The organism is Phenylobacterium sp. (assembly GCF_035539035.1).
GTDB lineage: Bacteria > Pseudomonadota > Alphaproteobacteria > Caulobacterales > Caulobacteraceae > Phenylobacterium.
The window spans coordinates 459,026-482,300 of the sequence record NZ_DATLJI010000012.1 but is presented as its reverse complement, the minus strand read 5'-3'; the positions used below and the strand labels follow the sequence as shown (position 1 = coordinate 482,300).

The window sequence follows — 23,275 nt, the reverse complement described above, 5'->3', positions numbered from 1 at the left end:
GCCGCAATGCCCCACGAAACCCGCCGCGAGGATGGTTATGTCGTCAGCGACGACGTTACGAGGTTCGATGTTGCCCGCGCGCATCAGTGGATCGGGGGCGCGAGCTACTGGGCCGAGGGGATTCCGCTCGAGATCTTCGCGAAAGCCTGCGCCGGCAGCCTGACCGTCGGCGCCTATGGGCCGGACGGGAGCATGGCGGGCATGGCCAGGGTGGTCACCGACCGGGCGACGTTCGGCTGGATCTGCGACGTCTTCGTGGACGAGACCCACCGCGGGGCGGGCGTGGGCAAGCTGCTGATGGCCTATCTCAAGGGCCACCCCGACCTGCAGGGCTTCCGCAGGATGCACCTGGCCACCCGCGACGCCCACGGGCTCTACGCCCAGTTCGGCTTCACGCCGCTGACCGGCGTCGAGGGCTGGATGGAGATCCGCGACCCGGACGTCTATCGGCGCTGAACCTCCACCTCCGGCCAGCGGGCGGTCACCGAGGTCGCCGTGCGCTCGAAGCCGCCGGTGACCCGCGAGGGATTGGGCCGCAGCCGCATGGCGAAGAGATCCTCCAGGCCGAACGGCGCGACGATGGTCAGGCGGTCGTCCGCCTCCAGGCGCACGCCCACCGCGAACAGCGGGCTCACGAAGCGGGTCAGGGCCTCGGAGGAGTGGGTGAGCGGGGCGTAGGGCTCGCCGAACTTGCCCTCGAACCAGAGGTGCACCCGGGCCTGGTTCCTCACCTCGACCATTTCCCGCAGCGGCGGCGCGAAGGCCTCCGCCACCCGGCGGATCACCACGTCCTCGGCCTCGTAGGAGGTGTCGGAGGCGTCGAAATAGCCGAGGTCATAGTCCTTGATTCCGTAGCTGGCGGAGCGGCCGGTCAGGCGGTTCAGCACCGGCTGGTAGACGGCGCCGGAGAAGATCAGCCAGTCGGGAAGGTCGAGCTCGCGGGCGACGCCCAGCACCCGCATGAGGTCGGGGGTCTCGCGCACGATGGCTTCGAGGCGGGCTTCCAGGCTCATGGGCGCCCCCTCAGCGTCCAGGCATGGTCGAGCGGCCCGTGGCCGCGGCCGAGGCCGGGCGCGCGGGCCATGGCCTCCTGCACATAGGCCCAGGCGCGGGCCACCGCCTCGGTGAGCGGCAGGCCCTGCGCCAGGCCCGCGGCGCAGGCCGAGGCCAGGGTGCAGCCGGTCCCGTGGGTGTGGCGGGTGTGCTGCCGCTCGGCCTCGAACACGGTCTCGCCGGCCGCGGTCATGAGCACGTCGGTGACCCGCTCGCCGTCCAGATGGCCGCCCTTCATCAGCACCGCCTTCGCCCCCATGGCCAGCAGCGCCTCGCCGGCCCGCCGCAGGTCGTCGGCGGTGGCGATCGCATGGCCGGTGAGCGCCTCCGCCTCCGGCGCGTTGGGGGTCAGCAGCGCCGCGCGCGGGACCATCAGCCGCTGCACCGCGCCCACCGCGCCGGGGGTCAGCAGCGCCGCGCCGCCCTTGGCGATCATCACCGGGTCCACCACCGCCGGCGCGGGGCTGAGGTCGAGGATGCCGGCCACCGTCTCCACCGCGGCGGAGTCGCCCAGCATGCCGGTCTTCAGGGCATCGGCGCCGATGTCGTCCAGCACCGCCCGGGCCTGCGCCTCGACAATGTCCAGCGGGATCGGGTGGACGCCGGTGACGCCCAGGGTGTTCTGCACCGTGATCGCGGTGACGGCCGTGGCGGCGTATCCTCCGAGCGCCGTCACCGTCTTGATGTCGGCCTGGATCCCGGCCCCGCCGCCGGAATCGGAGCCGGCGATGATCAGGACTCGGCCGAGGGGCTGCATGCGCTGGCGATAGCGCGGGCGGCGGGGAATTGCATCGGTTTTGCGTTCCATCATGCCGACCGCCGGCGCAGGGTTGTGGATAGGCGCGAAGGAGCCCCGCCATGACCCACAGGTGTGAAAGCTGCGGCATGCCGATCGAGACGGGCCGCTACTGCCAGTACTGCGTCGACGAGACCGGCGCCCTGCAGGACTTCGACACCCGCTTCGAGCGGATGGTCGCCTGGCAGCTGCGGGAGCGCGGCGGCGCCCGCGAGGCGGCCGAGCGGGCCACCCTCGCCTACATGGCCACCCTGCCGGCCTGGCGCGACCACCCGCGGGTGAAGGGGGCGGCGGGCTAACGCGCCTCCGCGATCGCGCGCCAGACCCGGAGCGCCTGGGCCGTCTCGCGCACGTCGTGCACGCGCACGGCGGCGACGCCTGCGGCCGCGCCCGCCAGCGCCGCGGCGATGGAGCCGCCCAGCCGCTCCGACGGCGCCCGCCCGCCGCCGTCCACGGCGCTGATGAAGCTCTTGCGGCTCGCCCCGAGCAGCACCGGAAAGCCCAGGGCGACGATCCGGTCGAGGTGGGCCAGCAGCGGCAGGTTGTGCCCCATCATGTGCTTGCCGAAGCCGATGCCGGGATCGAGCCAGATGCGCTCGCGCGCCACGCCTGCGGCCATGGCCGCCTCGGCCCGGCCGGCGAGGAAGTCGGTCACCTCGCCGACCACGTCGGCATAGCGCGGCTCGGCCTGCATGGTGCGGGGCTCGCCCTGCATGTGCATCAGCACCACGTCGCAGCCCAGTTCGGCGGCCACGTCGAGGCTGTCGGGCGCGTGGCGCAGGGCGCTGACGTCGTTCCAGATGGCGGCGCCCGCCCCGACTGCGGCGCGGGCCACGGCGGGCTTCATCGTGTCCACCGACACCGCCACGTCGCGTTCCGCCCGGATGGCCCGGATCAGCGGCACGACGCGGGCGATCTCCTCGGCCTCGTCGACCGGCTCGGCGCCCGGCCGTGTCGACTCGCCGCCGACGTCAAGGATGTCGGCTCCGTCGGCGATCAGCCGGCGCGCATGCGCCAGCGCCCGGTCGGGATCCAGGAAACGGCCGCCGTCGGAGAAGCTGTCCGGTGTGACGTTCGTCACAGCCATGACGCGAACGGCCCTTAGGCTTGTCGCCGACGCTCCTGGGGGGTGAGGAGGTTGTGTCACCATGGTCGAGATCATGAGTAGCAGGCGGCCGGGCCGCATGGGGAGCCCTCCGTCAGCCGCCGGAGGGCGCCTTCGCCTCAATCCGCTGCGAATGTGGCGCCGACGGCGGCGGCTTCGCGAGGAGGCGGCGGAAGAGGCCCGCTTCCTGCGCCTCCGCCACGGGGACACGGCCGTCAGCGCCGCGCAGGAGAAGCTCGCCCGCCCCGACGTGACGAGCTGGGGGCGGGCGGTGCTGAAGGAGGCCATCAAGCTTCTGCAGAGCTAGTTGAACGCTGCGGCCGACTGCGCGTTCTGGTTGCGAGCTGAGCCGTGGGAGCCTGAGATGGCCGAGCTTTCGGGGACGAGCGCGCGCGACACGCTGACCGGCACGAGCGGCGCCGACACCGTCTCAGGCGGGAATGGCGCCGACACCCTGTTCGGCGGCGCGGGGAACGACACCCTCTACGGCCATGGCCCGTCCGACACCGACGCCGCGAGCGGGCTGATCGACGCCGTCCGGGTGGCTTCCGGCCTGTCGGCCCCCCTGTTCGGCGCCTCGCCGCCGGGCGATCCCGACCGGCTGTTCCTGGTGGAGCAGCACACCGGGCGGATCCGCATCCTGGACCTGAACGCCGGCCAGGTGCAGGCCGATCCGTTCCTCGACCTGCCCGACAACAGCCTGGCGACGGGCGGGGAGCAGGGGCTGCTGGGGCTGGCCTTCCACCCCGACTACGCGGCGAACGGCCTGTTCTACGTCAACCTCACCAACGCCCTCGGCGACACCGAAATACGCGAGTACCGCCGGGCGGACGCCAACCACGCCGACGCCGGCTCTTCCCGAATGGTGCTCACGTTCGACCAGCCGTTCGCCAACCACAACGGCGGCTGGATGGCGTTCGGCGCGGACGGCTTCCTCTACATCGCCTCGGGCGACGGCGGGTCGGGCAACGACCCGCAGAACAACGCCCAGAACCGGGACAGCCTGCTGGGCAAGATTCTGCGCATCGACGTTGACGGCGACGCCTTCCCGGCCGACGCCAACCGCAACTACACGATCCCGCCGGACAACCCCTTCGCGGGCGCCGTGGCCGGGGCCGACGAGGTCTGGCTGATGGGCCTGCGCAATCCTTGGCGGGCGAGCTTCGATTCCGCGACCGGCGACCTCTGGATCGGCGACGTGGGCCAGGGCGCCCGCGAGGAGGTGGACGTGGCGCCCGCCGGCCAGGGCGGCCTCAACTTCGGCTGGCGGTTCATGGAGGGCAACCGGCCGAACATCGGCGCGGCGCCCGACGGGCTGACCGCGCCCATCCTCGACTACGACCGCACGACGCCGCTCTATTCCGGCGTGGCCGTCACCGGCGGCTACGTCTACCACGGGCCGGGCGGCGGCCAGGGCCTCTACTGGTTCGGCGACTTCGCCAGCGGCAACATCTGGACGGTGGCGCTGAAGGACGGCGCCGCCCAGGACTTCCTCAACCGGAACGCCCAGCTGGCGGTGAGCGGCGGCGACATCGACCAGATCGCCTCCTTCGCCGTGGACGGGCGCGGCCGGCTCTACGTCATCGGCCTGGACGGCGACGTGCACCGCCTGACGCCACGCGCGGGGGCGGGCGACGCCAGCGACCTCATCCGTGGCGAGGACGGCGACGACCTGATCTACGGCGGTTTGTTCTTCGACGACCTGCACGGCAACATGGGCCAGGACACCGTCGTCGGCGGGCACGGCGACGACTGGGTTGTGGGCGGCCAGGGGCAGGACCTGCTGGACGGCGGCGCGGGCGCCGATATCGTCTACGGCAACCTCGGCCTCGATTGGTTGGACGGCGGCGACGGGGCCGACCTGATGCGCGGCGGCCAGGCCGACGACACCCTGCTGGGCCAGGCCGGCGACGACTGGATGAGCGGCGACCGCGGCGACGACACCCTGGCGGGCGGCCCGGGCGCCGACACCTTCCACACCTTCGGCGAGGCCGGCGTCGACCGGGTGACCGACTTCAGCCGCGCTCAGGGCGACCGCGTCCAGCTCCTGCCGGGCCAGACCTATGTGCTCAGCGAGACCGGCGAAGGCGTGGTCATCGACATGCCGGGCGGCGGGCGGATGATCCTGGTCGGCGTGCAGATGAGCCAGCTCACCGGCGACTGGATCTTCGGGGCATAGAAAAAGGGCGGCCGCATCGCTGCGACCGCCCCTCCGTCAGATCAGACCAGGCTCACGCCGGCTCCGGATCGGGCCGGGGCGAGATCGGCACGGAGACCGCGGGACCCGTGGGCCGCCTGGCGTCCGCCTCCTCGCGCACGGGCGGGACGCCCTTCAGCGCATTGGTGATCTCCTCGCCGGTCAGGGTCTCGTACTCGAGCAGGGACCGGGCCAGGGTGTGCAGGTCTTCCATCTTCTCGGTCAGGATCCGCCGCGCTTCCTTCTCGCCGGATTCCACCAGGCGGCGGACTTCCTCGTCGATGATCTTGGCGGTCTCTTCCGAGACGTTCTGGTTGCGGGCGACGGAGTGGCCCAGGAAGACCTCCTCCTGGTTCTCGCCGTATTCCACCGCGCCCAGGCGGTCGGAGAAGCCCCACTTGGTGACCATGGCCCGGGCGAGCTTGGTCGCCTGGCTGATGTCCGAGGAGGCGCCCGAGGTCACCTTGTCCTTGCCGAAGATCAGCTCTTCGGCCACGCGGCCGCCGAACAGGATCGCGATGCGCGAGGTCATCTGCTCGTAGGACATCGAGAACTTGTCCCGCTCGGGCAGCTGCATGACCATGCCGAGCGCACGGCCGCGCGGGATGATCGTCGCCTTGTGCACCGGGTCGGTGGCCGGGACGTTCAGCGCCACCAGGGCGTGGCCGCCCTCGTGGTAGGCGGTGAGCTTCTTCTCGTCCTCGGTCATGACCATGGACCGGCGCTCGGCGCCCATCATGACCTTGTCCTTGGCGTCCTCGAAGTCGCGCATGGTGACCATGCGGCGGTTCTTCCGGGCGGCCATCAGGGCGGCCTCGTTGACCAGGTTGGCCAGGTCCGCGCCCGAGAAGCCCGGCGTGCCGCGGGCGATGACCTTCACCTCGACGTCGGCGGCCAGCGGCACGTTCTTCATGTGCACGCGCAGGATACGCTCGCGGCCGTTGATGTCCGGGTTCGGCACGACGACCTGGCGGTCGAAGCGGCCGGGACGCAGCAGGGCCGGGTCCAGGACGTCGGGACGGTTGGTGGCGGCGATCAGGATGATGCCCTCGTTCGCCTCGAAGCCGTCCATCTCGACCAGCAGCTGGTTGAGGGTCTGCTCGCGCTCGTCGTTGCCGCCGCCGAGGCCTGCGCCACGATGGCGGCCCACGGCGTCGATCTCGTCGATGAAGATGATGCAGGGCGCGTTCTTCTTCGCCTGCTCGAACATGTCGCGCACGCGGCTCGCGCCGACGCCCACGAACATCTCCACGAAGTCGGAGCCCGAGATGGTGAAGAACGGCACGCCCGCCTCGCCGGCGACCGCGCGGGCGATCAGGGTCTTACCCGTGCCCGGAGGACCGATCAGCAGGGCGCCCTTGGGGATCTTGCCGCCGAGGCGCTGGAACTTCTGGGGATCCTTCAGGAAGTCGACGACCTCCTGCAGCTCCTCCTTGGCCTCGTCCACGCCGGCCACGTCGTCGAAGGTGACGCGGTTCTTGTTCTCGGTCAGCAGCCGGGCCTTGGACTTGCCGAAGCCCATGGCGCCGCGCGCGCCCCCCTGCATCTGGCGCATGAAGAAGATCCAGACGCCGATCAGCAGCAGGATGGGCAGGGCGTTCAGGAAGAAGCCCAGGAGGCCCGGGCCGCCGGCCGGCTTCACGGCGATATCCGCGCCCTGGCTCTCCAGCCGCTTGATGAGGTCTTCCTGGCTGGCCGGCGTGACCGCCGTGTAGGTCTTGTTCGCCTGGTCCTTGATCTGGACCGTGGCGCCCTGGATGACCGCCTGGCGCACCTCGCCCGAGTTCACCTTGGCGAGGAGCTGGGAATAGGTGATCTCGCCCTGGCCGGCGGCGCGCCCGGCGCCTCCGGTCATCATGCTGTAGAGACCGACCAGGACGACGATGATCACGCCCCAGATGACGAGATTGCGCAGGTTCATGGACTAGGGACCGTCTCGCAAAGAGCTATTGGCTTTCGTTCAAGATAGGGGGTCGACCGGCGTTCCACCAGCGAGGCCGTCCCGCACGCGACCGAAGACCGCGCCTTGACCGCAAATGCAAAGGGCCGCGCCAGGTGGCGCGGCCCTTCAACATAGTGACCGATGTGGCCGAAAGTAGCCGTTACCGGGCGGGCTTCTTCGGGGCCGCGATCAGGCCTTCGCGCTGGGCGCGCTTGCGGGCCAGCTTGCGGGCCCGGCGCACGGCTTCCGCCTTCTGGCGGGCGCGCTTTTCCGACGGCTTTTCGTAGTGCACGTGCCGCTTCATTTCGCGGAACGAGCCCTCGCGCTGCATCTTCTTCTTCAGCGCCTTGAGGGCCTGATCGACGTTGTTGTCGCGGACGAAAATCTGAACCAGGGGTCTCTCTCCTGTCGGTCGCTACACCGCCCGGCGCCCGTGACCCGGCATGGGGCGGCGGCGAGCGAACAAAAACATTGGGCCCGGAGGCGAACGGCCTTCGGGTTTGAGCGCGGGCAGATATCAGAAGAGATAGGCTGTGTCCACGCCGAGACGGCCGAAAGCCTGGGCGCTAAGATGGGTTCCATGACCGCGACCGCCGACACCGCCGAGGACTGGGCCCGAGGGGCCGAGCAGCAGCTTCTGGAGCAGGCGATCCGCCTAGCGGCGCGCGAGGGCTGGACCTGGCGGATGGCGAAACACGCCGGCCGCGCCTGCGGCTTCTCCGAGGGCGAGACCGAGCTGCTGGTCCCGCACGGCCCGGCCGACCTCGCCGCCCTCTTCTCCCGCCGCCACGACCAGCGGGCGCTCCTCGCGCTCGAGCCGCTCGACCCGGCCGCGCTCAAGATCCGCGAGCGCATCGCCCGCGCCGTCGAGGCGAGGCTGGACGCGGCCGCCGCCGACGAGCCCGCGACGCGGCGGTGGGCGGGCTATCTGGCCCTGCCGCTCAACCTCGGGCTCGGCGGCAAACTTGCCTGGGAGAGCGCCGACGTCCTGTGGCGGTGGGCCGGCGACGTGGCCACCGACGAGAACCACTATTCCAAGCGGGCGATCCTCGCCGGCATCCTCACCTCGGCGCTGGCCATCCGCATGGCCGAGGGCCGCGCCGAGGCGCTGAAGTACGTCGACCGGCGTATCGAGGACGTCATGCGCTTCGAGAAGTGGAAGGCCACGACGAGGCTCCGGCCGTCTGACTTCGTCACCGGCGTGGCCCAGGCGCTGGGTCGCATGCGCTACGGGTCCCGCCCTCAGGCGTGAGGGTTCTCGAAGATCGCCTCCACCGGCTCGCCGAACAGGGCCGCGATCCGGTATGCGAGGTCCAGCGACGGGTCGTGCTTGTCGGTCTCGAGCGCGATCACCGCCTGGCGCGAGACGCCGAGCCGCTTGCCGAGCTCCTCCTGGGTCCAGCCACGGCCGGTGCGCAGCTCGCGCAGCCGGTTCTTCATACCCGCGCGGTGCGCACGAAGGGCGTCACCAGGCCGTAGATCCCCCAGAACAGCGGATAGACCATCGCCGCCGAGATGTGCATGGCGTGGGCGTAGAGCTCCAGGAAGCCCCAGGCGCTGGCCACTGCCATCGTCAGACCCGAGGCGATGATGAACCGCTTGGCGGTCACCGCCCGGACGAACTCGTCGGCGTCCCTCATCAGCGCCAGCGTCGCCCAGATCTGGCCGGCGACCGGGGCGGCGACGGCAAGGCCGAGCGCATAGGAGCCCGGGGCGGTGCGGTCATCGAAGGCGCCGCGGATGGCGGCCATGTTGATCGCGACGTAGCCCGCCATGAAGGCCAGGGTGCGGAAAAGATAGCGACGGTGGGCGATGTCCCAGGCCATGGGTCGGCCTCCTGACGATGAGTCAGGTAAACCTTACATGAGCCGCGCGTCAGGTCAACCTGACATCTCGATCTCAGAGCGGCTTCACCCGGTTCACGTGACCCATCTTGCGGCCGGGCTTGGCGTCGCGCTTGCCGTAGAGGTGGATGCGGGTGTCGGGCTCGGCGGCGAGCTTGCGCCACTGGCCGGCCTCGTCGCCCAGGAGATTGAGCATCTCGACCCGCGAGCGCGCATCGGTGGGGCCGAGCGGCCAGCCGGCGACGGCGCGGATGTGCTGCTCGAACTGGTCGACCTCGCAGCCGTCCTGGGTCCAGTGGCCGGTGTTGTGCACCCGCGGCGCGATCTCGTTCACCAGCAGGCGGCCGTCCTTCATCTCGAACAGCTCGATGCCGATCACGCCCACGTACTGCAGCCCGTCGAGCACCTGGCGGGCGATCTTCTCGGCCTGGTCCTTCAGGGCCTGCGGCGCCTGGGCGGGCGCGAGCGTGCGGCGCAGGACGCCGTTCTCGTGGTGGTTCTCGCCGAGCGGATAGACGGCGATGGCGCCGTCGCGGCCGCGGACCGCGATGACCGACAGCTCGCGCACGAAGTCGGCCGGCGCCTCGACGATCACCGGGACCGAGCCCAGCGCCTCGAAGATGCGTCCGGCGTCGGCGGCGTGCTCCACCCACTTCTGGCCCTTGCCGTCGTAGCCCTCGCGGCGGGTCTTCATCAGCGCCGGCGCGCCGATCCGTTCGACGGCTTCGATGGCGGAGGCGGGGCTTTCGGCGGCCGCGAAGGCGACCGTCGCCACGCCGCGGCCGTTGAGGAAAGTCTTCTCGTTCACCCGGTCCTGGGCGACGGCCAGGGCGCGGGGGCCCGGGGCCACGTCGACGCCGCGGGCGGCCAGCCGCTCCACCGAGGCGGCGGGCACGTTCTCGAACTCGTAGGTGACCACGTCGGTGAGCTCGGCGAGCCTGGCCAGCGCGGCTTCGTCGTCATAGCCGCCGACGATCAGGTGGGTGGCCGAGCGGCCGGCGGGACTGTCGGCGTCGCGCTCGAGGATGGCGACGTCGAAGCCGAGCCGGGCGGCGGCGAGCGCCAGCATGCGGCCGAGCTGGCCGCCGCCGAGGATGCCGATGGTGGAGCCCGGCGCGAGCGGGAAGCTGGGCATGGCGGCTCTTACGCGTCCTCGACGGTCTCGGCGACGCTCGCCGTCTGGCGCGCCGTGAAGGCGGCCATGCGCTCGGCGAGCGCGGGATCGGAGAGCGCCAGGATCTTGGCCGCCATCAGGGCGGCGTTCTTCGCGCCCGCCTCGCCGATCGCCAGGGTCCCCACCGGGATGCCGGCCGGCATCTGGACGATGGAGAGCAGGGAATCCATGCCCTTCAGCGCCTTGGATTCGATCGGCACGCCCAGCACCGGCAGCTCGGTGAGCGAAGCGGTCATCCCCGGCAGGTGGGCGGCCCCGCCGGCGGCGGCGATGATCACCTTGTGGCCCGCGGCCTTGGCGCCCTTGGCGAAGCTGTACATCCGCTCCGGGGTGCGGTGGGCGGAGACCACCTTGGCGTCGTAACCGACCCCAAGGCTCTCCAGCATCTCGGCGGCGTGGCGCAGCACCGGCCAGTCGGAACGGCTGCCCATGATGATGGCGACGGGCGCGGCGGCGGCGCTCATGTGCTGGCGTTTCCGTAAGCGGGCCCCGGCCCGGAAGGCGGCGGAGTATAGGCGCCGGCTTTGCGCCCGCAACCGAGTGGCATAGGATTCCTGCACGTCAACGAACGGCGGACCCCATGAAGATCTTCGGCGCGCGTCCCGAGCCCTTCGCCGCCCCGCGTCCGCGGGCGACGGAGAAGGCCGCCGCGGCCCGGGTCCGCACCCCCGCGACACGGGGTGCGGACAGCACCGATTTCCTCGGCCTCCGCGAAGCCGACCTGACGCCCCAGGTGAAGGGCGCGATGGACACCCTGCTGGCCGAGATGGACGAGCTGCGGGCCGAGGTCGGCCGGCTGAAGGCCAAGCTGGCCGAGACCGAGGGTCTGGCGGACCGCGACGTCCTCACCCCGGTGCTGAACCGGCGCGCCCTGATGCGGGAGCTCTCGCGCATCCGCACCTTCGCCTTGCGCTATGGGAGCGCCGCGAGCCTCGTCTACTTCGACCTGGACGAGCTGAAGGACGTCAACGACCGCTTCGGCCACGGGGCGGGGGACGCGGCGCTGAAGGCGGCGGCCGATCGGCTCGCCGCCAATGTCCGGGAGAGCGACGTCGTCGGCCGCATGGGCGGCGACGAGTTCGCGGTGATCCTGGTGCAGGCCGACGCCAAGACGGCGGAGGCCAAGGCCCAGGCGCTGGCCAGGGCGGTCGAGGCCGGACCGGTTGACATCGGCGCGGGCCAGGCGGTGCTGCGCGTCGCCTACGGGGTCTGCGAGATCACCGAGGACCTGGAGCCCGAGGAGATCGTCGCCCGCGCCGACGCGGTGATGTACGCGCGCAAGCGGGCCCGCCGCGCCCTGCCCTGAGCCTCAGGCGATGATGTCGGGGGTGAGCATGTCCTCGAGCCGCGCGATCTCGTCCTTGAGGGCGAGCTTCTTCCGCTTCAGGCGGCCGATCAGCATCATGTCGGGCAGCGGCGACAGGGCGAGCGCCTGGATCGCCGCGTCGAAGTCGGCATGGTCCTGGCGCAACTCGGCGAGCCTCGCCTCCAGCGCTTCTTCGGAAGTGTAATCGAGGTCGTCCATACGCGTCCGATCCTAGCCTAAGGCCGCCGCGAGCGCAGCCAGGGCCGGGTCGGGCGCCGGCGGGCCCCAGGCCTTCGAGGCGGCCTTCAGGGCCGGCAGCGCGGGTGTTCCGCCCCTCGTGTCGCCGGAGAGGCTGGCAAGCGTCTCGAGCAGCAGGCGCTCGGCCCGCAGCTCGGCGGCCTTCACGTCCTCGCGCAGCGCCTCGCGGGCCCCGTCGTCCACCGGCGGACAGGCCGGTTTCAGCGCCCGGCGCGCCTGGCGCAACGGCAGGAGCGCCGTACGGTCCCAGCGGTAGGCGGCCTCCGCGGCGCGGGCCAGGAGGGCGGCGTCGGCCGTCTCGGCCCACACGGCCCAGAGCAGCAGGCAGGTGTTCTGGCCGTAGCGGTCCTGCAACTCGAGGCAGGCGTCGGGGACGCCAGGGCGCGCATAGGCCTCGAGCGCCCACTCCCAGAGCCCCATCGCTCAGGCCTCGGCCGGCGTTGGACCGACGTCCCGGCCCCAGCGCTTCACCGGCTCCCAGGCGAGGCCGAAGAGGTCGAGCGCACGGCCCACCGACTGGTCCACCATCTCCTCGATGGTCGCCGGCCGGGCGTAGAACGCCGGCAGCGGCGGGGCGATCACCGCACCCATCTCGGCCAGCCGGACCATGGTGCGCAGGTGGCCCAGGTGCAGCGGCGTCTCGCGAACCATCAGCACCAGGGGGCGGCGCTCCTTCAGCACCACGTCGGCGGCGCGGGTGAGCAGGGAGGAGGTCACGCCGGTGGCGACCTCGCTCATGGTGCGCACCGAGCAGGGCGCCACGATCATGCCGAGCGTCGGAAAGGAGCCCGACGCCACGGACGCCCCGATGTCCGAGACCTTATGGACCACGTCGGCCCGGGTCGCGGCCTCGGCCACGGAAAGGCCGGTCTCCTGGGTCAGCGTCAGCGCCGCGGCCTTGCTGACGATCAGGTGGCTCTCGACGCCCAGCTCGCGGCAGGCGTCCAGGACACGCAGGCCGTAGACGATCCCGGACGCTCCGGAGAGGCCCACGACCAGTCTCGGGCGCTCGCTCTTGGTCATGCGGAAGGTCCCCAACGCCCAGCGGGAGGCGCCGCTCCAGCTTCGCCGCCTGCAAACATATGTGATCTGACAGCCGCGGAAAGCGGGTGTTTCCTTTCGGATGCTCAACAGCGAGGAGACGTAACGTCATGGCCGTGGAAGCCAGGATCCGTGAACTCGGATCTCGCCATCAGTCCCTGGAGCTCGCGATCCAGGAAGAGCTGCGCAGGCCCGCCACCGACGATCTCAAGCTGAAGGAACTCAAGCGACAGAAGCTCAGGCTCAAGGAGGAGATGGAGGCCCTGCGGGGCCATCTCCACTAGGGCCACGGCCGCTCATCCCCGGCTCTCGCCGGGGTGAGCGGTGTGTCTAGTCCTCGTCGCCGTCGTCCTGGTCCGCCCACACGTCGGCGGCGGTAAGGTCGGCGCGCGCCGGGGCCTCGTCCTCGACGACGCCGGTCTCCGAGGCCGGGCGGAGCGTCGGGCCCTCGGGCTCGGTGATGCCCTTGCGGGCGTCGTCCTTGGCCTTCTTCTCGGCCGCCTTCTTCACCACCGCATCCAGCTCCAGCTGGGTCGCGAGGCCGAGGGTCACCGGATCGACCGGCTTGATGTTGGCCGAGTTCCAGTGCTGGCGGTTGCGGACCTGCTCGATCGTGGCCTTGGTGGTGCCCAGCAGGCGGGCGACCTGGCTGTCGGCCACTTCCGGATGGTTGCGGATGAACCAGGCGATCGCGTCCGGGCGATCCTGGCGGCGCGACACCGGCGTGTAGCGCGGGGCCTTCTTGACCGGCTTCAGAAGCTCGGCGTGGCGGCTCTTCTGGGCCACCATGCGGTACTTGTCGTTCTTCTCGGCCTTGTCGAGCTCGTCACGGGAGAGCTGGCCGTTGGCGATCGGGTCGGCTCCGCGGATGTCGCGCGCCACCTCGCCGTCGGCGATGCCCTTCACCTCGAGCGGGTGCAGGCCGCAGAAGTCGGCGATCTGGTCGAAGGTCAGCGAGGTGTTGTCCACCAGCCAGACCGCGGTCGCCTTCGGCATCAGGATGTCAGTCGTCATGGTGGTATCCTGGGGGGTCGTCCGGAAATGAAGGCGCCCGGCCTTTCGGCCGGGCGGTGAGGGTTCCCATATAGGCCGGATCCGCCGTCGAGGGAACGGGATTCCGCGTCACGCCCCGAAGATCCAGCCCGACCCCAGCGCGGAAAGCTGCACGCCCACGAGCACCATCTGGTGGCCGCCGCCCATGTCGATGACCGTGTCCGCGCCCGCCTGCGAGAGGGCGTAGGTCGTGCCCGGGTCGAGCTGCACGCGGTCGCCCTCGGCGAAGCTGAAGTCCAGCACCCGGTCGACCCCCGCGTCCTGGGAGCCGTGGAAGACGTCGGCCCCCGCGCCGCCGGCCAGGGTGTCGTCGCCGCGGTCCCCCGACAGCCAGTCGCCGCCCGCCTCGCCCCTGAGATGGTCGCCACCCTGGCCGCCGCGCATCAGGTCCGCGCCGGGGCCGCCCCAGAGGACATCGTCGCCGAGGTTGCCGTAGACGATGTCGTCGCCGTCGTCGCCCATCAGCAGGTCGTTGTCCTGGCCGCCCACCACCCAGTCGCCGTCCGCGCCGCCGGCGACGGTGTCGTTGCCGCGGTTGCCGTTGAGGTCGTCGAACTCCGCCCCGCCCGACAGGGAGTCCCAGCCGTCGTCCCCGCGCAGGTAGTCCCGTCCGCCTGCGCCGGCGTCGAGGGTGTCATTGCCTGACCCGCCGTGGATGGCGTTGTCCGACGCGTTTCCGGTGATCCGGTCCGATCCCAGCCCGCCCCTGGCGTTCTCGATCGTGACGCCCTGGGCGATGGCCACATTACCGACCAGCCCGCCCACGTCCGAGAAGAACCCGGCCCGCAGGTCGATGACCTGGCTGTTGGAATAGCCGGAGAAGTCGAAGGTGTCCGTCCCCCCGGCGTCCCAGACCGCGAAGATCACCTTGGTGAAGTTCGACGTCGCTTCGAACCAGGGTCGGGCCGCGTTGGAATTGAAGCCGTAGACCGTGTCCCCGGTGCGGGTGGTCATGTTGGCCCCGTACTCCACCTGGATGGCGGCGATGTCGTCGAGCATGGGGGCGGACGGGTAGCGGCCGCCGAAGCTGGCCCCGGTGTTCCCCTCCCCGAAATAGCTCATCACCGTGTACTGGACGGTGTCCTGGTAGTACTCGGCGTCGGCCACATAGGTGATCTGACGCCCGCCCTCATCGCCGGCGTCGTAGTCGCCCGGGTGGGCCATGCCGATGGCGTGGCCGATTTCGTGGACCAGCACCAGTCCGCCGCGATTGGCCGCCGAGGCCGCGGCGTTGTAGCCGATCGAGCTGTTGATCCAGACGTCCCCCGACGAGGAGGAATGCGCCGGGTTTCCCGGATAGGAGGCGAAGGCCGAGGCGCCGTCCACGCCGCTCGTGTAGTTGCCGAACAGGATGGAGGCGGCGTCCGAATAGGCCTCCTCCCCCGCCGTCCCCGTCCCCACGCGCACGAAGGTGATGCGGCCGGCGTCGGCCCAGGCCTGCATGGCGAGCTCGGCCTGCGCCATCTGGGCGGCGTTGAAGCGCTCGAAGCCCGCCGCGTCGTCCGGCATCACCGGCGGCGCGCTGGCGCGGAAGGCGTAGGTGACGGTGTAGGGAAGGCCCGCCGCGGCCGACCAGCCGGGAGCGGCCTGCAGGCTCACCGTACCGTCCGGGTTGGTGACCTCGGTGAAGCCCGTCATCTGCAGGGCCGCCCGGTCGATGGAGAAGTTCTCCTTGCCGCCGACCTGGCCCACGCCGCGCTGCTCGGCGTTGAGATAGCGCCCGCCGAGGCCCTCATCGAGGCCGGCCACATAGCGGTGGAGCTCGTGGCCCGCCCTATCCAGAGCCGCTTGCGACCCGTCCATGCTCCGCCCCCGACACAACCCGGGGGAGATTGTTAGGCGGGCCGCCGTGGGCCGGCAATGCGCCTAAAGCACCCAGCCGGCGGCGAGGGAGGAGACCTGTACGCCGGCCAGGATCATCTGGTGGCCGCCGCCCATGTCGAGCACCGCGTCGGCGCCCACCTGGCGCAGGACGTAGGTCGTGCCCGGATCGAGCTGCACCCGGTCGCCCTCGGCGAGGTTGAAGTCCAGCACCCGGTCGATGCCGGCGTCCTGGGAGCCGTGGAAGATGTCCGCCCCGGCGCCGCCGATGAGGGTGTCGTCGCCGCGGTCTCCGGAGAGCCAGTCGGCGCCGTCCTCGCCGCGCACGGTGTCGGCGCCCTGGCCGCCGCGCATCAGGTCGGCGCCGAGGCCGCCGTAGAGCACGTCGTCGCCCATATTGCCGTAGACGATGTCGGCGCCGTCGTCGCCCATCAGGACGTCCTGGTCCTGCCCGCCGACCACCCAATCGTCGCCCGCGCCGCCCGCCGCCGTGTCGTTCCCGCGGTTGCCGTTGATGTCGTCGAACTCCGCGCCGCCGGAGATCGAGTCCGTCCCGTCGTCGCCGCGCAGGTAGTCGCGCCCGCCCGCGCCGCCCAGGGTGTCGTTCCCGGAGCCTCCCTGCAGGCTGTTGTGCGCCTCGTTGCCGGTGATGCGGTCCGAGCCCAGCCCGCCCTTCGCGTTCTCGATGACCACGCCCTGGGCCACGGCGACATTGCCGCGTAGCCCGCCGACGTCGGAGAAGAAGCCCGCGCGCAGGTCGATCACCTGGCTGTTGGAGAAGCCCGAGAAGTCGAAGGTGTCCGTGCCGCCGGCGTCCCAGGCGGCGAACACCAGCTTGGCGCCGCTGGAGCCCGCGACGAACCAGGGGCGGTCGGCCGTGGCGTTGAAGCCGTAGACCGTGTCGCCCGTCCGGGTGGCCATGTTGGCGCCGTACTCGAGCTGGGCCGCGGCGATGTCGTCCAGCAGCGGCGCGGCGGAATAGGTCCCGGCGAAGTTCGCCCCCGTGTTGGACTCCCCGAAGTAGCTCATCACCGTGTACTGGCGGGAATCCTCGTAATAGGTGGCGTTCGCCGAATAGGTGATGGTCACACCATCGCCGGCGTCGTAGTCGGCGGGATGGGCCAGGCCTATCGCGTGGCCGATCTCGTGCACCAGCACCGTGCCGCCGTAGTTCCCGACCATCGGGCTGGCGTTGTAGGCGATCGAGGAATTGACCCAGACGTCGCCGGCCCGCGCGGTCGGGCTGGTGGAGCCCGGGTACGAGGCGAAGGCCGACGCGCCGGAGACGCCCGTCGTGTAGTTGGCGAACAGGATGGCGGCGCTGTTGGAATAGGCTCCCTCGCCCACCGCGCCGGCGCCTACCCGGACGAAGGTGATGTTGGCCACGTCGGACCACCCCTGCAGAGCCAGTTCGGCCTGAGTGATCTGGGCGGCGTTGAACCGCTGGAAGCCGCCCGCGTCGTCCGGCATCGTCGTGGGCGCGGTCGAGCGGAAGCCGTAGCTGACGGTGAAAGGCGTGCGCAGGGCGCCCGACCAGCCCGGATCCCCGCGAACGATCTGCCAGGCCGCCTCGTCGATGGAGAAGCTGGTCTTGCCGTTGGTGGCGATGCCGTCGCGCTGGTCGGCGTTGAGGTAGGCCTGCGGGCCGAAGACGTCGTCGGCGTCGGTGAGCGCCGCGATGGGCTCGTCCACGACGACGGCTTGGCCGGCGCACACCGGGCAGGCGCAGCGCAGGGTCATCGGCTCGTGGGCGTAGGTCAGGGACGGATCGCCGGCGACCGCCAGCAGGGACTCGGACATGGGCAAGCAAGCTCTGCTACAAAACCCATCCCCATCAAAGACTTACGGGACATGGGCCCGCCCGGCAAGCGCCCGGGCCAGCGGCGAATACGCGCAGCCCTAGATGTGGTGGACGTCCCGGGTTTCACCCCGCGCCCGTCGCGGCCGGTTGACGCAGGGGAAGGCTAGGCCGCGAAGCGGTAGGCCGCCGTACCCGTGATCCGCTTCAGCGTCTCGGCGTCGAACGGCGCGGCGCTTTTGATGTCGTTGTCGAAGTAGGCGTAGACGTCGCGGCCCTCCGCCCGGAAGCGGGCGATGTGCTGGGCCCACATGGCGAGCTCGTCGTCCGGATAGCGGCCGTGATAGCGCCCACCGGGGCCATGGCCGCGCACATAGACCCACGAGGCGGTGACCTCCCAGGGCGCCGGCGCATGGTGGTGGTCGGAGATGCACAGGCTGGCGTCGAAATCCGAAAGGATCCGGAAGACCGTCGGGTCGTACCAGGAGGGGTGGCGGAACTCGACGGTGTGCCGGCGGCCCTTCGGCAGCAGCTTCAGGAAACCCGCCAGCCGCTCGTCGTTGCGGCGCAGCTGCGGCGGCAGCTGGATCAGCGCCGGGCCGTAGTGCTCGGCCAGCGGCGCCATGCGCCCGAACACCAGGGCGACGCTGTCGCCGCAGTCGTTCAGCTTCTTGTTGTGGGTGATGAAGCGGCTGACCTTCCAGGCGTAGAGGAAGCCCTCGGGCGCCCGCTCACGCCAGCCCTCCACCATCTTCTCGGACGGCAGGCGGTAGAAGCTGGCGTTGATCTCGGCGGTGTCGAAGCGGGTGGCGTAGTATTCGAGCCGCTCCCGGTCCTTCGTCCCCGCCGGATAGAAGGGGCCGGTCCAGTCCTTGTACACCCACCCCGAGCAGCCGATGCGCAGTTGGCTCATGCCGACGGAATGCGGCAGGGCAAAAGCGGTTCAGGGCGGCCTTACTCCAGCGGGACGCGGCCGACGATCCGCAGGCCGTAGCCGGCCGAGCCCGGAAGGATGGTCTTCGAGGACGTCAGCAGCAGCATGTCGCGCACCCCCAGGTCGATCAGGATCTGGGCCCCGATGCCGTAGTCGCGCAGGACGTTCTGGCTGTGGTCGGCCTGGGCCTGGCCGTAGCGTTCGGAGAGCCAGTGGGGGTTGGAATCGCGGATGAACACGGCCACGCCGGCCCCGTCGTATTCCGTGAGCGCCTTCAGGGCCTTGGGCACGTACTCGCGCCGGGCCTCGTCCGCGCCCAGCATGTCGGAGGCCATGTCCACCCGGTGCATGCGCACCAGGGTCGGCTTGTCCGGGTCGATGCGCCCGCGGGTCAGCACCACGTGCTCGGTCTGGTCGATCACGTTGCGGTAGATGACCATCCGGAAGCGGCCGCCGTAGGCGCTGTCGAACGGCGTCTCCAGCACCCGCTCCACCTGCCGCTCCGTGCGGCGGCGGTAGGCGATCAGGTCGGCGATGGTGCCGATCTTCAGGCCGTGCAGCTGGGCGAAGGCCACGAGGTCCGGCAGGCGCGCCATGGACCCGTCGTCCTTCATGATCTCGCAGATCACGCCCGCCGGGTTGAGGCCGGCCATGCGCGAGATGTCGACGGCCGCCTCGGTGTGGCCGGCGCGGACCAGCACGCCGCCGTCCTTGGCCACCAGCGGGAACACGTGCCCGGGCGAGACGATGTCGTCGCAGCCCTTGGTGGGGTCGACGGCCACGGCGATGGTGTGCGCCCGGTCGTGGGCCGAGATGCCGGTGGTGACGCCCTCGCTGGCCTCGATCGAGACCGTGAAGGCCGTGCCGTGGCCCGACTGGTTGTCGGTGGCCATCGGCGGCAAGCGAAGCTGCCGGGCCCGCTCGGCGGTGATCGACAGGCAGATCAGGCCGCGCGCGTGCTTGGCCATGAAGTTGATCTGGTCGGGCGTGGCGAACTGCGCCGGGATGATGACGTCGCCCTCGTTCTCCCGGTCCTCGGCGTCCACCAGGATGTAGGGCCGCCCGTTGCGGGCGTCCTCGATGATGTCCTCGATGGGGCTGATGGCGGACGACACGGAGTCATCCTCCTTGGCGGCGTCGGAAGGGGTGACCAGGTACGGGCGCTTCATCGGGTAACTCGCATGGTGGCGAAGTCCATCACCTGCTCGGCCACGGTCGTGAGCTGCCAGGCGTCCTTCGCCTCGCGGCACGCGCCCGCCTCGTCGAACAGGCCGGTCGTCGCGTTCAGGGCTGCGCCGAACGGCGTCGGCCAGCCCCGCATGGCATGTATGATCGCACGCACCGCCATCAAAGTCGTGCCCGCGGCCTGCCAGCCGTCGGCGGTGACGATGACGCCCACGGGACGGCCCTGGAAATAGGGCGCGGGGTCCTCGCGGGTCAGCTCCAGGGTGTCCAGGGCGTTCTTCACCAGGCCCGACATGGAGCCGTGGTAGCCCGGCGTGGCGATGACCACCCCGTCGGCCGCCCGCATGGCGTCGGCCAGCGCCCGCTGCGGCTCGCTGGACTCGCCCGGCCGCGGGTCGAACACCGGCAGCTGGCTCAGGAACTCGCCGCCCAGCAGGCGGGTCTCGGCGCCGGCCGCCTCGGCGGCGCGCAGGCAGCAGGCGAGCGCCTTCTCGCTGGACGAGCCCGGACGGATGGTGCCGCCCAGGCCCACGATCAGCGGGCGCTTCGCCGCAGCGGTCATGCGCTCTCCGTCTCGGCGGCGAACACCTTCTTCAGCTCGGTCTTGAGGATCTTGCCGTTGGCGTTGCGCGGCAGGGGCTCGGGCCAGAAGGCGACCTTCACCGGGACCTTGAACGCAGCCAGCCGGGCGCGCACGAAGTCGCGCAGCTCGGCCTCGGTGGCCGAGCCGCCGGGCCGCAGGTGAACCACCGCGGCGGGCTCCTCGCCCAGGGTCTTGTGGGGCGCGCCCACGATCGCTGCGTCCATCACGTCGGGGTGATCGTAGAGGACGTTCTCCACCTCCACGCAATAGATGTTCTCGCCGCCGCGGATCAGCATGTCCTTGGCGCGGTCGATGATGAACAGGAATCCCTCCTCGTCGAGGCGCGCCAGGTCCCCCGTGCGCAGCCAGCCGTCGACGAAGGTCTCGGCGGTCGCTTCGGGCTTGTTCCAGTAGCCCTTCACCACCTGCGGACCCTTCACCCAGAGCTCGCCCACCGCGTCGGTCGGGAGCACCGTCCTCCCGTCCGCGGGGTCGCGGATCTGCATCTCGCCCACGGGGGCTGCGGGGCCGGCGCTGTCGGGCCGGTTCAGATAGTCGCGACCCATGTGCGAGGTGAAGGTGGCCGTGGTCTCGGTCATGCCCCAGCCGTTGCCGGGCTGGGAGCCGGGGAAAACCTCGGCGATCTTGCGCACCAGCTCCGGGGCCGACGGCGCGCCGCCGTAGGTCACCGCCTGCAGGGACGACAGGTCGTACTTGGTCCGGTTCGGATGTTCGATGATCTGCCAGGCGATGGTCGGCACCCCGCCGGTGGCGTTGACCTTCTCCCGTTCGATCAGCTGCATGGCCGCCTCGGCCTCGAAGCGGCGCATGAAGACCAGCTTGCCGCCGGCGTTCATGGATGGGCCGAGCGTCGCCGACAGGCCGGTGGCGTGGAACAGCGGCACGACCAGGAGGGTGCAGCGCTGGGGCAGCTTGTGCGGGTCGCTCTCCGGCAGGGGCTCGCCCGCCCGCAGGAAGTTCCGCGCCGCCGAGATGCCGCCGGCCCCGATGTTCGAGGTCATGTTGCGGTGGGTCCCCAGCGCGCCCTTCGGCTTTCCCGTGGTGCCGGAGGTGTAGAGGATGGTGGCGTCGTCGTCGGGGTCGAGCGGAACGTCGGGGAGCGGAAGATCCTCGAGGGCGCCCCAGCCGCCCACCGGCCCCACCACGTCGTCCAGCGGGCGCACCCGCGGGTCGGCGGGCCCGCCCTTCAGCCGGGCCACATAGACCCGCTTCAGCTCGGGGCAGGCGTCCAGGTGCGGCAGGATGCGCTCCAGCCGCTCGTCGTCCACCAGGGCGACCTTGGTCCCGGAATCGGCCAGGCCGTACTCCAGCTCCGCGCCCGTCCACCAGGCGTTCAGCGGGGTGACGATGGCGCCGGCGAGGATCCCGGCGAAGAAGGCCACCGGCCATTCCGGAAGGTTGCGCATGATCACCGCCACCCGGTCGCCCTTGCGCACCCCATCGGCCTGCAGCTGGCGGGCCAGGGTGATGGTCGCCCGGGCGAAGGCCTCGTAGGTGACCCGGTCGTCCTCGTAGACCATGAACTCGCGGCCCCCGAAGGCGCGGCCGTTCAGGAACACGTCGCGCAGCGTGGGCGGGGCGTTCTTCCAGACCCGCGTCGGAATCCCGCGGATGACGGTCTCCGTGATCTCGAAACGGGCGCCCGGCGCGGTGAGCTGCGCGTGCGCCTCGGCGATGGACATGACCGGCCAGGTGTCAGCCAAGGGGATGCTCCAGAAGACAGGTCATCCCGGCTGCGGCGCGGCGCGAGCCGGGACCCGGGCGTTGCGCCACGGGTCCCGGGCCGGCCGGCCGCCGTCCGGGATGACGGGTGTTATAGCCGATAGGTCTAGACGGGCTCGGACTTCTTCTCGCGCCGGCCCGCGTAGTGCTCGCGGATCTCGCCCAGCTCCTTGGCGTAGCGCTTCTCCGCCTCCTCCCGCAGCTTCGGGATATGGTAGCCGGGGAAGAGGTCGTTGTCGGGCCGGTAGTCCTTCAGGACCTGCTTGGCGACGGTGACCTTGTGCACCTCGGTCGGGCCGTCGGCGATGCCCATGACAAGGCTCGACGTCACCATGTGCATGAACGGCATCTCGTTGGAGACGCCCAGCGCCCCGTGCAGGTGCGCGGCCTTGGTGGCGATGTCGTGATAGACCTTGGGCATGGCCACCTTGATGGCGGCTATGTCCTTGCGGACCTTCTGGTAGTCCTTGTGCTTGTCGATCAGCCAGGCGGTGCGCAGCACCAGCAGGCGGAACATCTCGAGCTGGATCCAGGAGTCGGCGATCTGCTCCTGCACCATCTGCAGGTCGGCGAGCCGGCCGTCGCGGGTGGTGCGTGACACGGCCCGCTGGCACATCAGGTCGAGCGCGTGCTTGCAGGCCCCGACGGTGCGCATGGCGTGGTGGACGCGTCCGCCGCCCAGCCGGGTCTGGGCGATGACGAAGGCCGCGCCGCGATCGCCCAGGAGGGCCTCGTAGGGCACGCGCACGTCGGTGTAGCGGACGTAGCCCTCGTTGCCGCCGCCGATCTCTCCGCCGCCGCCGACCGCGACGTTGCGAACGATCTCCACTCCGGGGGTGTCGGTCGGCACCAGGAAGATCGACGTGCGCCGGTAGGGGTCCTTCGCGTCCGGGTCGGTGATCGCATAGACCACCAGCAGCTTCGAGTACTTGGCGTTGGTCGAGAACCACTTCTCGCCGTTGATCACCCACTCCTTTCCGTCCAGCACGGCGCGCGTCTGGAAGGTCAGCGGGTCCGAGCCGCCGGTGGGCTCGCTCATGGAGAAGGCCGAGCGGATCTCGCCGTTCAGCAGCGGCTGGAGCCAGCGCGCCTTCTGCGCCTCGGTGCCGTAGTGGGCGATGATCTCGGCGTTGCCGGTGTCGGGCGCCTGGCAGCCGAAGATGGTGGGGGCCAGGCTGTTGCGTCCCAGCTTCTCGTTCATCAGGGCGAGCTTCAGCTGTCCGAAGCCCTGGCCGCCGAGCTCGGGGCCCAGGTGGCAGGCCCACAGGCCCTCGTCCTTCACCTTCTGCTGCAGCGGCCGGATGAACTTCTCCCGCCCCTGGGTGCTGTGCGCCACGAGGCCCAGGTGCGAGAGGGGCTCGACCTCCTCGCGCATGAAGTCCTCGATCCAGTCCAGCTTCTTCTGGAACTCCGGATCGGTCTCAAAATCCCAGGCCATCTGG

General features: G+C 70.8%; 27 protein-coding genes. 7 read left to right on the top strand and 20 right to left on the bottom strand.

Annotated features, from left to right (window positions below):
• Nucleotides 1-6 precede the first annotated feature (6 nt).
• A complete protein-coding gene (locus VM685_RS07715) occupies nucleotides 7-456 on the top strand; it encodes a GNAT family N-acetyltransferase (protein ID WP_325459540.1) in 450 nt (149 codons plus the stop codon).
• On the opposite strand, the gene VM685_RS07710 is transcribed toward VM685_RS07715, so the two are convergent.
• Entirely contained in the window at nucleotides 444-1,013 is a 570-nt protein-coding gene (locus tag VM685_RS07710) for a nucleotidyltransferase family protein (protein WP_325459539.1), read from the bottom strand. The genes VM685_RS07715 and VM685_RS07710 overlap by 13 nt on opposite strands.
• A complete protein-coding gene (gene thiD / locus VM685_RS07705; protein ID WP_325459538.1) occupies nucleotides 1,010-1,810 on the bottom strand; it encodes a bifunctional hydroxymethylpyrimidine kinase/phosphomethylpyrimidine kinase in 801 nt (266 codons plus the stop codon). The genes VM685_RS07710 and thiD overlap by 4 nt, the downstream gene beginning before the upstream one ends.
• Nucleotides 1,811-1,911: 101 nt before the next feature.
• On the opposite strand from thiD, the gene VM685_RS07700 reads away from it, so the two are divergent.
• The gene (locus VM685_RS07700; protein ID WP_325459537.1) at nucleotides 1,912-2,148 is read left to right on the top strand and encodes a hypothetical protein; all 237 of its coding nucleotides are present in this window, start codon (nucleotides 1,912-1,914) and stop codon (nucleotides 2,146-2,148) included.
• Here the strand turns inward: VM685_RS07700 and folP are convergent.
• Nucleotides 2,145-2,936 carry a dihydropteroate synthase gene (gene folP, locus VM685_RS07695; protein WP_325459536.1) on the bottom strand — a complete coding sequence of 264 codons (792 nt, stop codon included), beginning with the start codon at nucleotides 2,934-2,936 and terminating at the stop codon, nucleotides 2,145-2,147. The two genes, VM685_RS07700 and folP, sit on opposite strands and share 4 nt — an antisense overlap.
• Before the next feature lie 151 nt (nucleotides 2,937-3,087).
• Between folP and VM685_RS07690 the strand changes: the two genes are divergently transcribed.
• Both VM685_RS07690 and VM685_RS07685 read left to right on the top strand, forming a co-directional pair.
• Nucleotides 3,088-3,261, top strand: a complete 174-nt coding sequence (locus tag VM685_RS07690; protein ID WP_325459535.1) for a hypothetical protein — start codon at nucleotides 3,088-3,090, stop codon at nucleotides 3,259-3,261.
• 57 nt (nucleotides 3,262-3,318) lie between these two features.
• Nucleotides 3,319-5,133 carry a PQQ-dependent sugar dehydrogenase gene (locus tag VM685_RS07685; protein WP_325459534.1) on the top strand — a complete coding sequence of 605 codons (1,815 nt, stop codon included), beginning with the start codon at nucleotides 3,319-3,321 and terminating at the stop codon, nucleotides 5,131-5,133.
• Nucleotides 5,134-5,185: 52 nt separating this feature from the next.
• Here the strand turns inward: VM685_RS07685 and ftsH are convergent, their stop codons facing one another.
• Both ftsH and rpsU read right to left on the bottom strand, forming a co-directional pair.
• The gene (ftsH, locus tag VM685_RS07680) at nucleotides 5,186-7,072 is read right to left on the bottom strand and encodes an ATP-dependent zinc metalloprotease FtsH (protein ID WP_325459533.1); all 1,887 of its coding nucleotides are present in this window, start codon (nucleotides 7,070-7,072) and stop codon (nucleotides 5,186-5,188) included.
• Nucleotides 7,073-7,253: 181 nt separating this feature from the next.
• Nucleotides 7,254-7,487: a 30S ribosomal protein S21 gene (rpsU, locus tag VM685_RS07675; protein ID WP_091735317.1), complete on the bottom strand. Its 234-nt coding sequence runs from the start codon at nucleotides 7,485-7,487 to the stop codon at nucleotides 7,254-7,256.
• A gap of 186 nt (nucleotides 7,488-7,673) precedes the next feature.
• Between rpsU and VM685_RS07670 the strand changes: the two genes are divergently transcribed.
• Nucleotides 7,674-8,345, top strand: a complete 672-nt coding sequence (locus VM685_RS07670; protein ID WP_325459532.1) for a COQ9 family protein — start codon at nucleotides 7,674-7,676, stop codon at nucleotides 8,343-8,345.
• Here VM685_RS07670 and VM685_RS07665 read toward each other — a convergent pair.
• The 4 genes from VM685_RS07665 to purE form a co-directional block, all read right to left on the bottom strand.
• A complete protein-coding gene (locus VM685_RS07665; RefSeq protein ID WP_325459531.1) occupies nucleotides 8,336-8,533 on the bottom strand; it encodes a helix-turn-helix transcriptional regulator in 198 nt (65 codons plus the stop codon). The two genes, VM685_RS07670 and VM685_RS07665, sit on opposite strands and share 10 nt — an antisense overlap.
• Nucleotides 8,530-8,919 carry a hypothetical protein gene (locus tag VM685_RS07660; protein WP_325459530.1) on the bottom strand — a complete coding sequence of 130 codons (390 nt, stop codon included), beginning with the start codon at nucleotides 8,917-8,919 and terminating at the stop codon, nucleotides 8,530-8,532. Before VM685_RS07660 ends, VM685_RS07665 begins: the two co-directional genes overlap by 4 nt.
• A 73-nt stretch (nucleotides 8,920-8,992) precedes the next feature.
• On the bottom strand, nucleotides 8,993-10,072 hold the full coding sequence (locus VM685_RS07655) for a 5-(carboxyamino)imidazole ribonucleotide synthase (RefSeq protein WP_325459529.1): 1,080 nt from the start codon (nucleotides 10,070-10,072) through the stop codon (nucleotides 8,993-8,995).
• 8 nt (nucleotides 10,073-10,080) lie between these two features.
• The gene (gene purE, locus VM685_RS07650; protein WP_325459528.1) at nucleotides 10,081-10,575 is read right to left on the bottom strand and encodes a 5-(carboxyamino)imidazole ribonucleotide mutase; all 495 of its coding nucleotides are present in this window, start codon (nucleotides 10,573-10,575) and stop codon (nucleotides 10,081-10,083) included.
• Nucleotides 10,576-10,691: 116 nt separating this feature from the next.
• Between purE and VM685_RS07645 the strand changes: the two genes are divergently transcribed.
• Nucleotides 10,692-11,417, top strand: a complete 726-nt coding sequence (locus VM685_RS07645) for a GGDEF domain-containing protein (RefSeq protein ID WP_325459527.1) — start codon at nucleotides 10,692-10,694, stop codon at nucleotides 11,415-11,417.
• A 3-nt stretch (nucleotides 11,418-11,420) separates the two neighbouring features.
• On the opposite strand, the gene VM685_RS07640 is transcribed toward VM685_RS07645, so the two are convergent.
• Genes VM685_RS07640 through VM685_RS07630 form a run of 3 tightly spaced genes read right to left on the bottom strand, consistent with a single transcriptional unit; the run spans nucleotide 11,421 to nucleotide 12,698 of the window.
• The gene (locus VM685_RS07640) at nucleotides 11,421-11,636 is read right to left on the bottom strand and encodes a YdcH family protein (RefSeq protein WP_325459526.1); all 216 of its coding nucleotides are present in this window, start codon (nucleotides 11,634-11,636) and stop codon (nucleotides 11,421-11,423) included.
• A gap of 12 nt (nucleotides 11,637-11,648) precedes the next feature.
• Nucleotides 11,649-12,095 carry a TIGR02444 family protein gene (locus VM685_RS07635; protein WP_325459525.1) on the bottom strand — a complete coding sequence of 149 codons (447 nt, stop codon included), beginning with the start codon at nucleotides 12,093-12,095 and terminating at the stop codon, nucleotides 11,649-11,651.
• 3 nt (nucleotides 12,096-12,098) lie between these two features.
• On the bottom strand, nucleotides 12,099-12,698 hold the full coding sequence (locus tag VM685_RS07630; RefSeq protein WP_325459524.1) for a UbiX family flavin prenyltransferase: 600 nt from the start codon (nucleotides 12,696-12,698) through the stop codon (nucleotides 12,099-12,101).
• 128 nt (nucleotides 12,699-12,826) lie between these two features.
• Here VM685_RS07630 and VM685_RS07625 point away from each other — a divergent pair, with 128 nt between their 5' ends.
• Nucleotides 12,827-13,000: a YdcH family protein gene (locus VM685_RS07625; RefSeq protein WP_325459523.1), complete on the top strand. Its 174-nt coding sequence runs from the start codon at nucleotides 12,827-12,829 to the stop codon at nucleotides 12,998-13,000.
• A 46-nt stretch (nucleotides 13,001-13,046) separates the two neighbouring features.
• On the opposite strand, the gene VM685_RS07620 is transcribed toward VM685_RS07625, so the two are convergent.
• The 8 genes from VM685_RS07620 to VM685_RS07585 form a co-directional block, all read right to left on the bottom strand.
• On the bottom strand, nucleotides 13,047-13,730 hold the full coding sequence (locus tag VM685_RS07620; RefSeq protein WP_325459522.1) for a DUF1013 domain-containing protein: 684 nt from the start codon (nucleotides 13,728-13,730) through the stop codon (nucleotides 13,047-13,049).
• A 108-nt stretch (nucleotides 13,731-13,838) separates the two neighbouring features.
• The gene (locus VM685_RS07615; RefSeq protein ID WP_325459521.1) at nucleotides 13,839-15,572 is read right to left on the bottom strand and encodes a M10 family metallopeptidase C-terminal domain-containing protein; all 1,734 of its coding nucleotides are present in this window, start codon (nucleotides 15,570-15,572) and stop codon (nucleotides 13,839-13,841) included.
• Nucleotides 15,573-15,635: 63 nt separating this feature from the next.
• Nucleotides 15,636-17,390 (bottom strand): M10 family metallopeptidase C-terminal domain-containing protein, encoded by a 1,755-nt coding sequence (locus tag VM685_RS07610; RefSeq protein ID WP_325459520.1) that lies wholly within the window; start codon nucleotides 17,388-17,390, stop codon nucleotides 15,636-15,638.
• A 164-nt stretch (nucleotides 17,391-17,554) separates the two neighbouring features.
• A complete protein-coding gene (locus tag VM685_RS07605; protein WP_325459519.1) occupies nucleotides 17,555-18,301 on the bottom strand; it encodes a DUF72 domain-containing protein in 747 nt (248 codons plus the stop codon).
• A gap of 41 nt (nucleotides 18,302-18,342) precedes the next feature.
• Entirely contained in the window at nucleotides 18,343-19,491 is a 1,149-nt protein-coding gene (gene ribB / locus VM685_RS07600) for a 3,4-dihydroxy-2-butanone-4-phosphate synthase (protein WP_325459518.1), read from the bottom strand.
• Entirely contained in the window at nucleotides 19,488-20,069 is a 582-nt protein-coding gene (locus VM685_RS07595; RefSeq protein WP_325459517.1) for an NAD(P)H-dependent oxidoreductase, read from the bottom strand. The genes ribB and VM685_RS07595 overlap by 4 nt, the downstream gene beginning before the upstream one ends.
• Complete coding sequence (locus VM685_RS07590; protein ID WP_325459656.1) at nucleotides 20,066-21,793, bottom strand: class I adenylate-forming enzyme family protein; 1,728 nt, start codon at nucleotides 21,791-21,793, stop codon at nucleotides 20,066-20,068. The genes VM685_RS07595 and VM685_RS07590 overlap by 4 nt, the downstream gene beginning before the upstream one ends.
• Nucleotides 21,794-21,939: 146 nt before the next feature.
• The gene (locus VM685_RS07585; RefSeq protein WP_325459516.1) at nucleotides 21,940-23,271 is read right to left on the bottom strand and encodes an acyl-CoA dehydrogenase family protein; all 1,332 of its coding nucleotides are present in this window, start codon (nucleotides 23,269-23,271) and stop codon (nucleotides 21,940-21,942) included.
• Between the last annotated feature and the right edge of the window lie 4 nt (nucleotides 23,272-23,275).

Coding starts and splice junctions, on each gene's coding strand:
- thiD (WP_325459538.1), bottom strand. CDS start 1,810: ATGCAGCCCCTCGGCCGAGTCCTGATCATCGCCGGCTCCGATTCCGGC.
- VM685_RS07690 (WP_325459535.1), top strand. CDS start 3,088: ATGTGGCGCCGACGGCGGCGGCTTCGCGAGGAGGCGGCGGAAGAGGCC.
- VM685_RS07645 (WP_325459527.1), top strand. CDS start 10,692: ATGAAGATCTTCGGCGCGCGTCCCGAGCCCTTCGCCGCCCCGCGTCCG.
- VM685_RS07625 (WP_325459523.1), top strand. CDS start 12,827: ATGGCCGTGGAAGCCAGGATCCGTGAACTCGGATCTCGCCATCAGTCC.
- VM685_RS07685 (WP_325459534.1), top strand. CDS start 3,319: ATGGCCGAGCTTTCGGGGACGAGCGCGCGCGACACGCTGACCGGCACG.
- VM685_RS07615 (WP_325459521.1), bottom strand. CDS start 15,572: ATGGACGGGTCGCAAGCGGCTCTGGATAGGGCGGGCCACGAGCTCCAC.
- VM685_RS07700 (WP_325459537.1), top strand. CDS start 1,912: ATGACCCACAGGTGTGAAAGCTGCGGCATGCCGATCGAGACGGGCCGC.
- VM685_RS07635 (WP_325459525.1), bottom strand. CDS start 12,095: ATGGGGCTCTGGGAGTGGGCGCTCGAGGCCTATGCGCGCCCTGGCGTC.
- VM685_RS07660 (WP_325459530.1), bottom strand. CDS start 8,919: ATGGCCTGGGACATCGCCCACCGTCGCTATCTTTTCCGCACCCTGGCC.
- VM685_RS07605 (WP_325459519.1), bottom strand. CDS start 18,301: ATGAGCCAACTGCGCATCGGCTGCTCGGGGTGGGTGTACAAGGACTGG.
- VM685_RS07670 (WP_325459532.1), top strand. CDS start 7,674: ATGACCGCGACCGCCGACACCGCCGAGGACTGGGCCCGAGGGGCCGAG.
- VM685_RS07620 (WP_325459522.1), bottom strand. CDS start 13,730: ATGACGACTGACATCCTGATGCCGAAGGCGACCGCGGTCTGGCTGGTG.
- VM685_RS07585 (WP_325459516.1), bottom strand. CDS start 23,271: ATGGCCTGGGATTTTGAGACCGATCCGGAGTTCCAGAAGAAGCTGGAC.
- folP (WP_325459536.1), bottom strand. CDS start 2,936: ATGGCTGTGACGAACGTCACACCGGACAGCTTCTCCGACGGCGGCCGT.
- VM685_RS07655 (WP_325459529.1), bottom strand. CDS start 10,072: ATGCCCAGCTTCCCGCTCGCGCCGGGCTCCACCATCGGCATCCTCGGC.
- ribB (WP_325459518.1), bottom strand. CDS start 19,491: ATGAAGCGCCCGTACCTGGTCACCCCTTCCGACGCCGCCAAGGAGGAT.
- VM685_RS07610 (WP_325459520.1), bottom strand. CDS start 17,390: ATGTCCGAGTCCCTGCTGGCGGTCGCCGGCGATCCGTCCCTGACCTAC.
- VM685_RS07590 (WP_325459656.1), bottom strand. CDS start 21,793: ATGTCCATCGCCGAGGCGCACGCGCAGCTCACCGCGCCGGGCGCCCGT.
- VM685_RS07595 (WP_325459517.1), bottom strand. CDS start 20,069: ATGACCGCTGCGGCGAAGCGCCCGCTGATCGTGGGCCTGGGCGGCACC.
- purE (WP_325459528.1), bottom strand. CDS start 10,575: ATGAGCGCCGCCGCCGCGCCCGTCGCCATCATCATGGGCAGCCGTTCC.
- VM685_RS07665 (WP_325459531.1), bottom strand. CDS start 8,533: ATGAAGAACCGGCTGCGCGAGCTGCGCACCGGCCGTGGCTGGACCCAG.
- VM685_RS07710 (WP_325459539.1), bottom strand. CDS start 1,013: ATGAGCCTGGAAGCCCGCCTCGAAGCCATCGTGCGCGAGACCCCCGAC.
- VM685_RS07715 (WP_325459540.1), top strand. CDS start 7: ATGCCCCACGAAACCCGCCGCGAGGATGGTTATGTCGTCAGCGACGAC.
- ftsH (WP_325459533.1), bottom strand. CDS start 7,072: ATGAACCTGCGCAATCTCGTCATCTGGGGCGTGATCATCGTCGTCCTG.
- VM685_RS07640 (WP_325459526.1), bottom strand. CDS start 11,636: ATGGACGACCTCGATTACACTTCCGAAGAAGCGCTGGAGGCGAGGCTC.
- VM685_RS07630 (WP_325459524.1), bottom strand. CDS start 12,698: ATGACCAAGAGCGAGCGCCCGAGACTGGTCGTGGGCCTCTCCGGAGCG.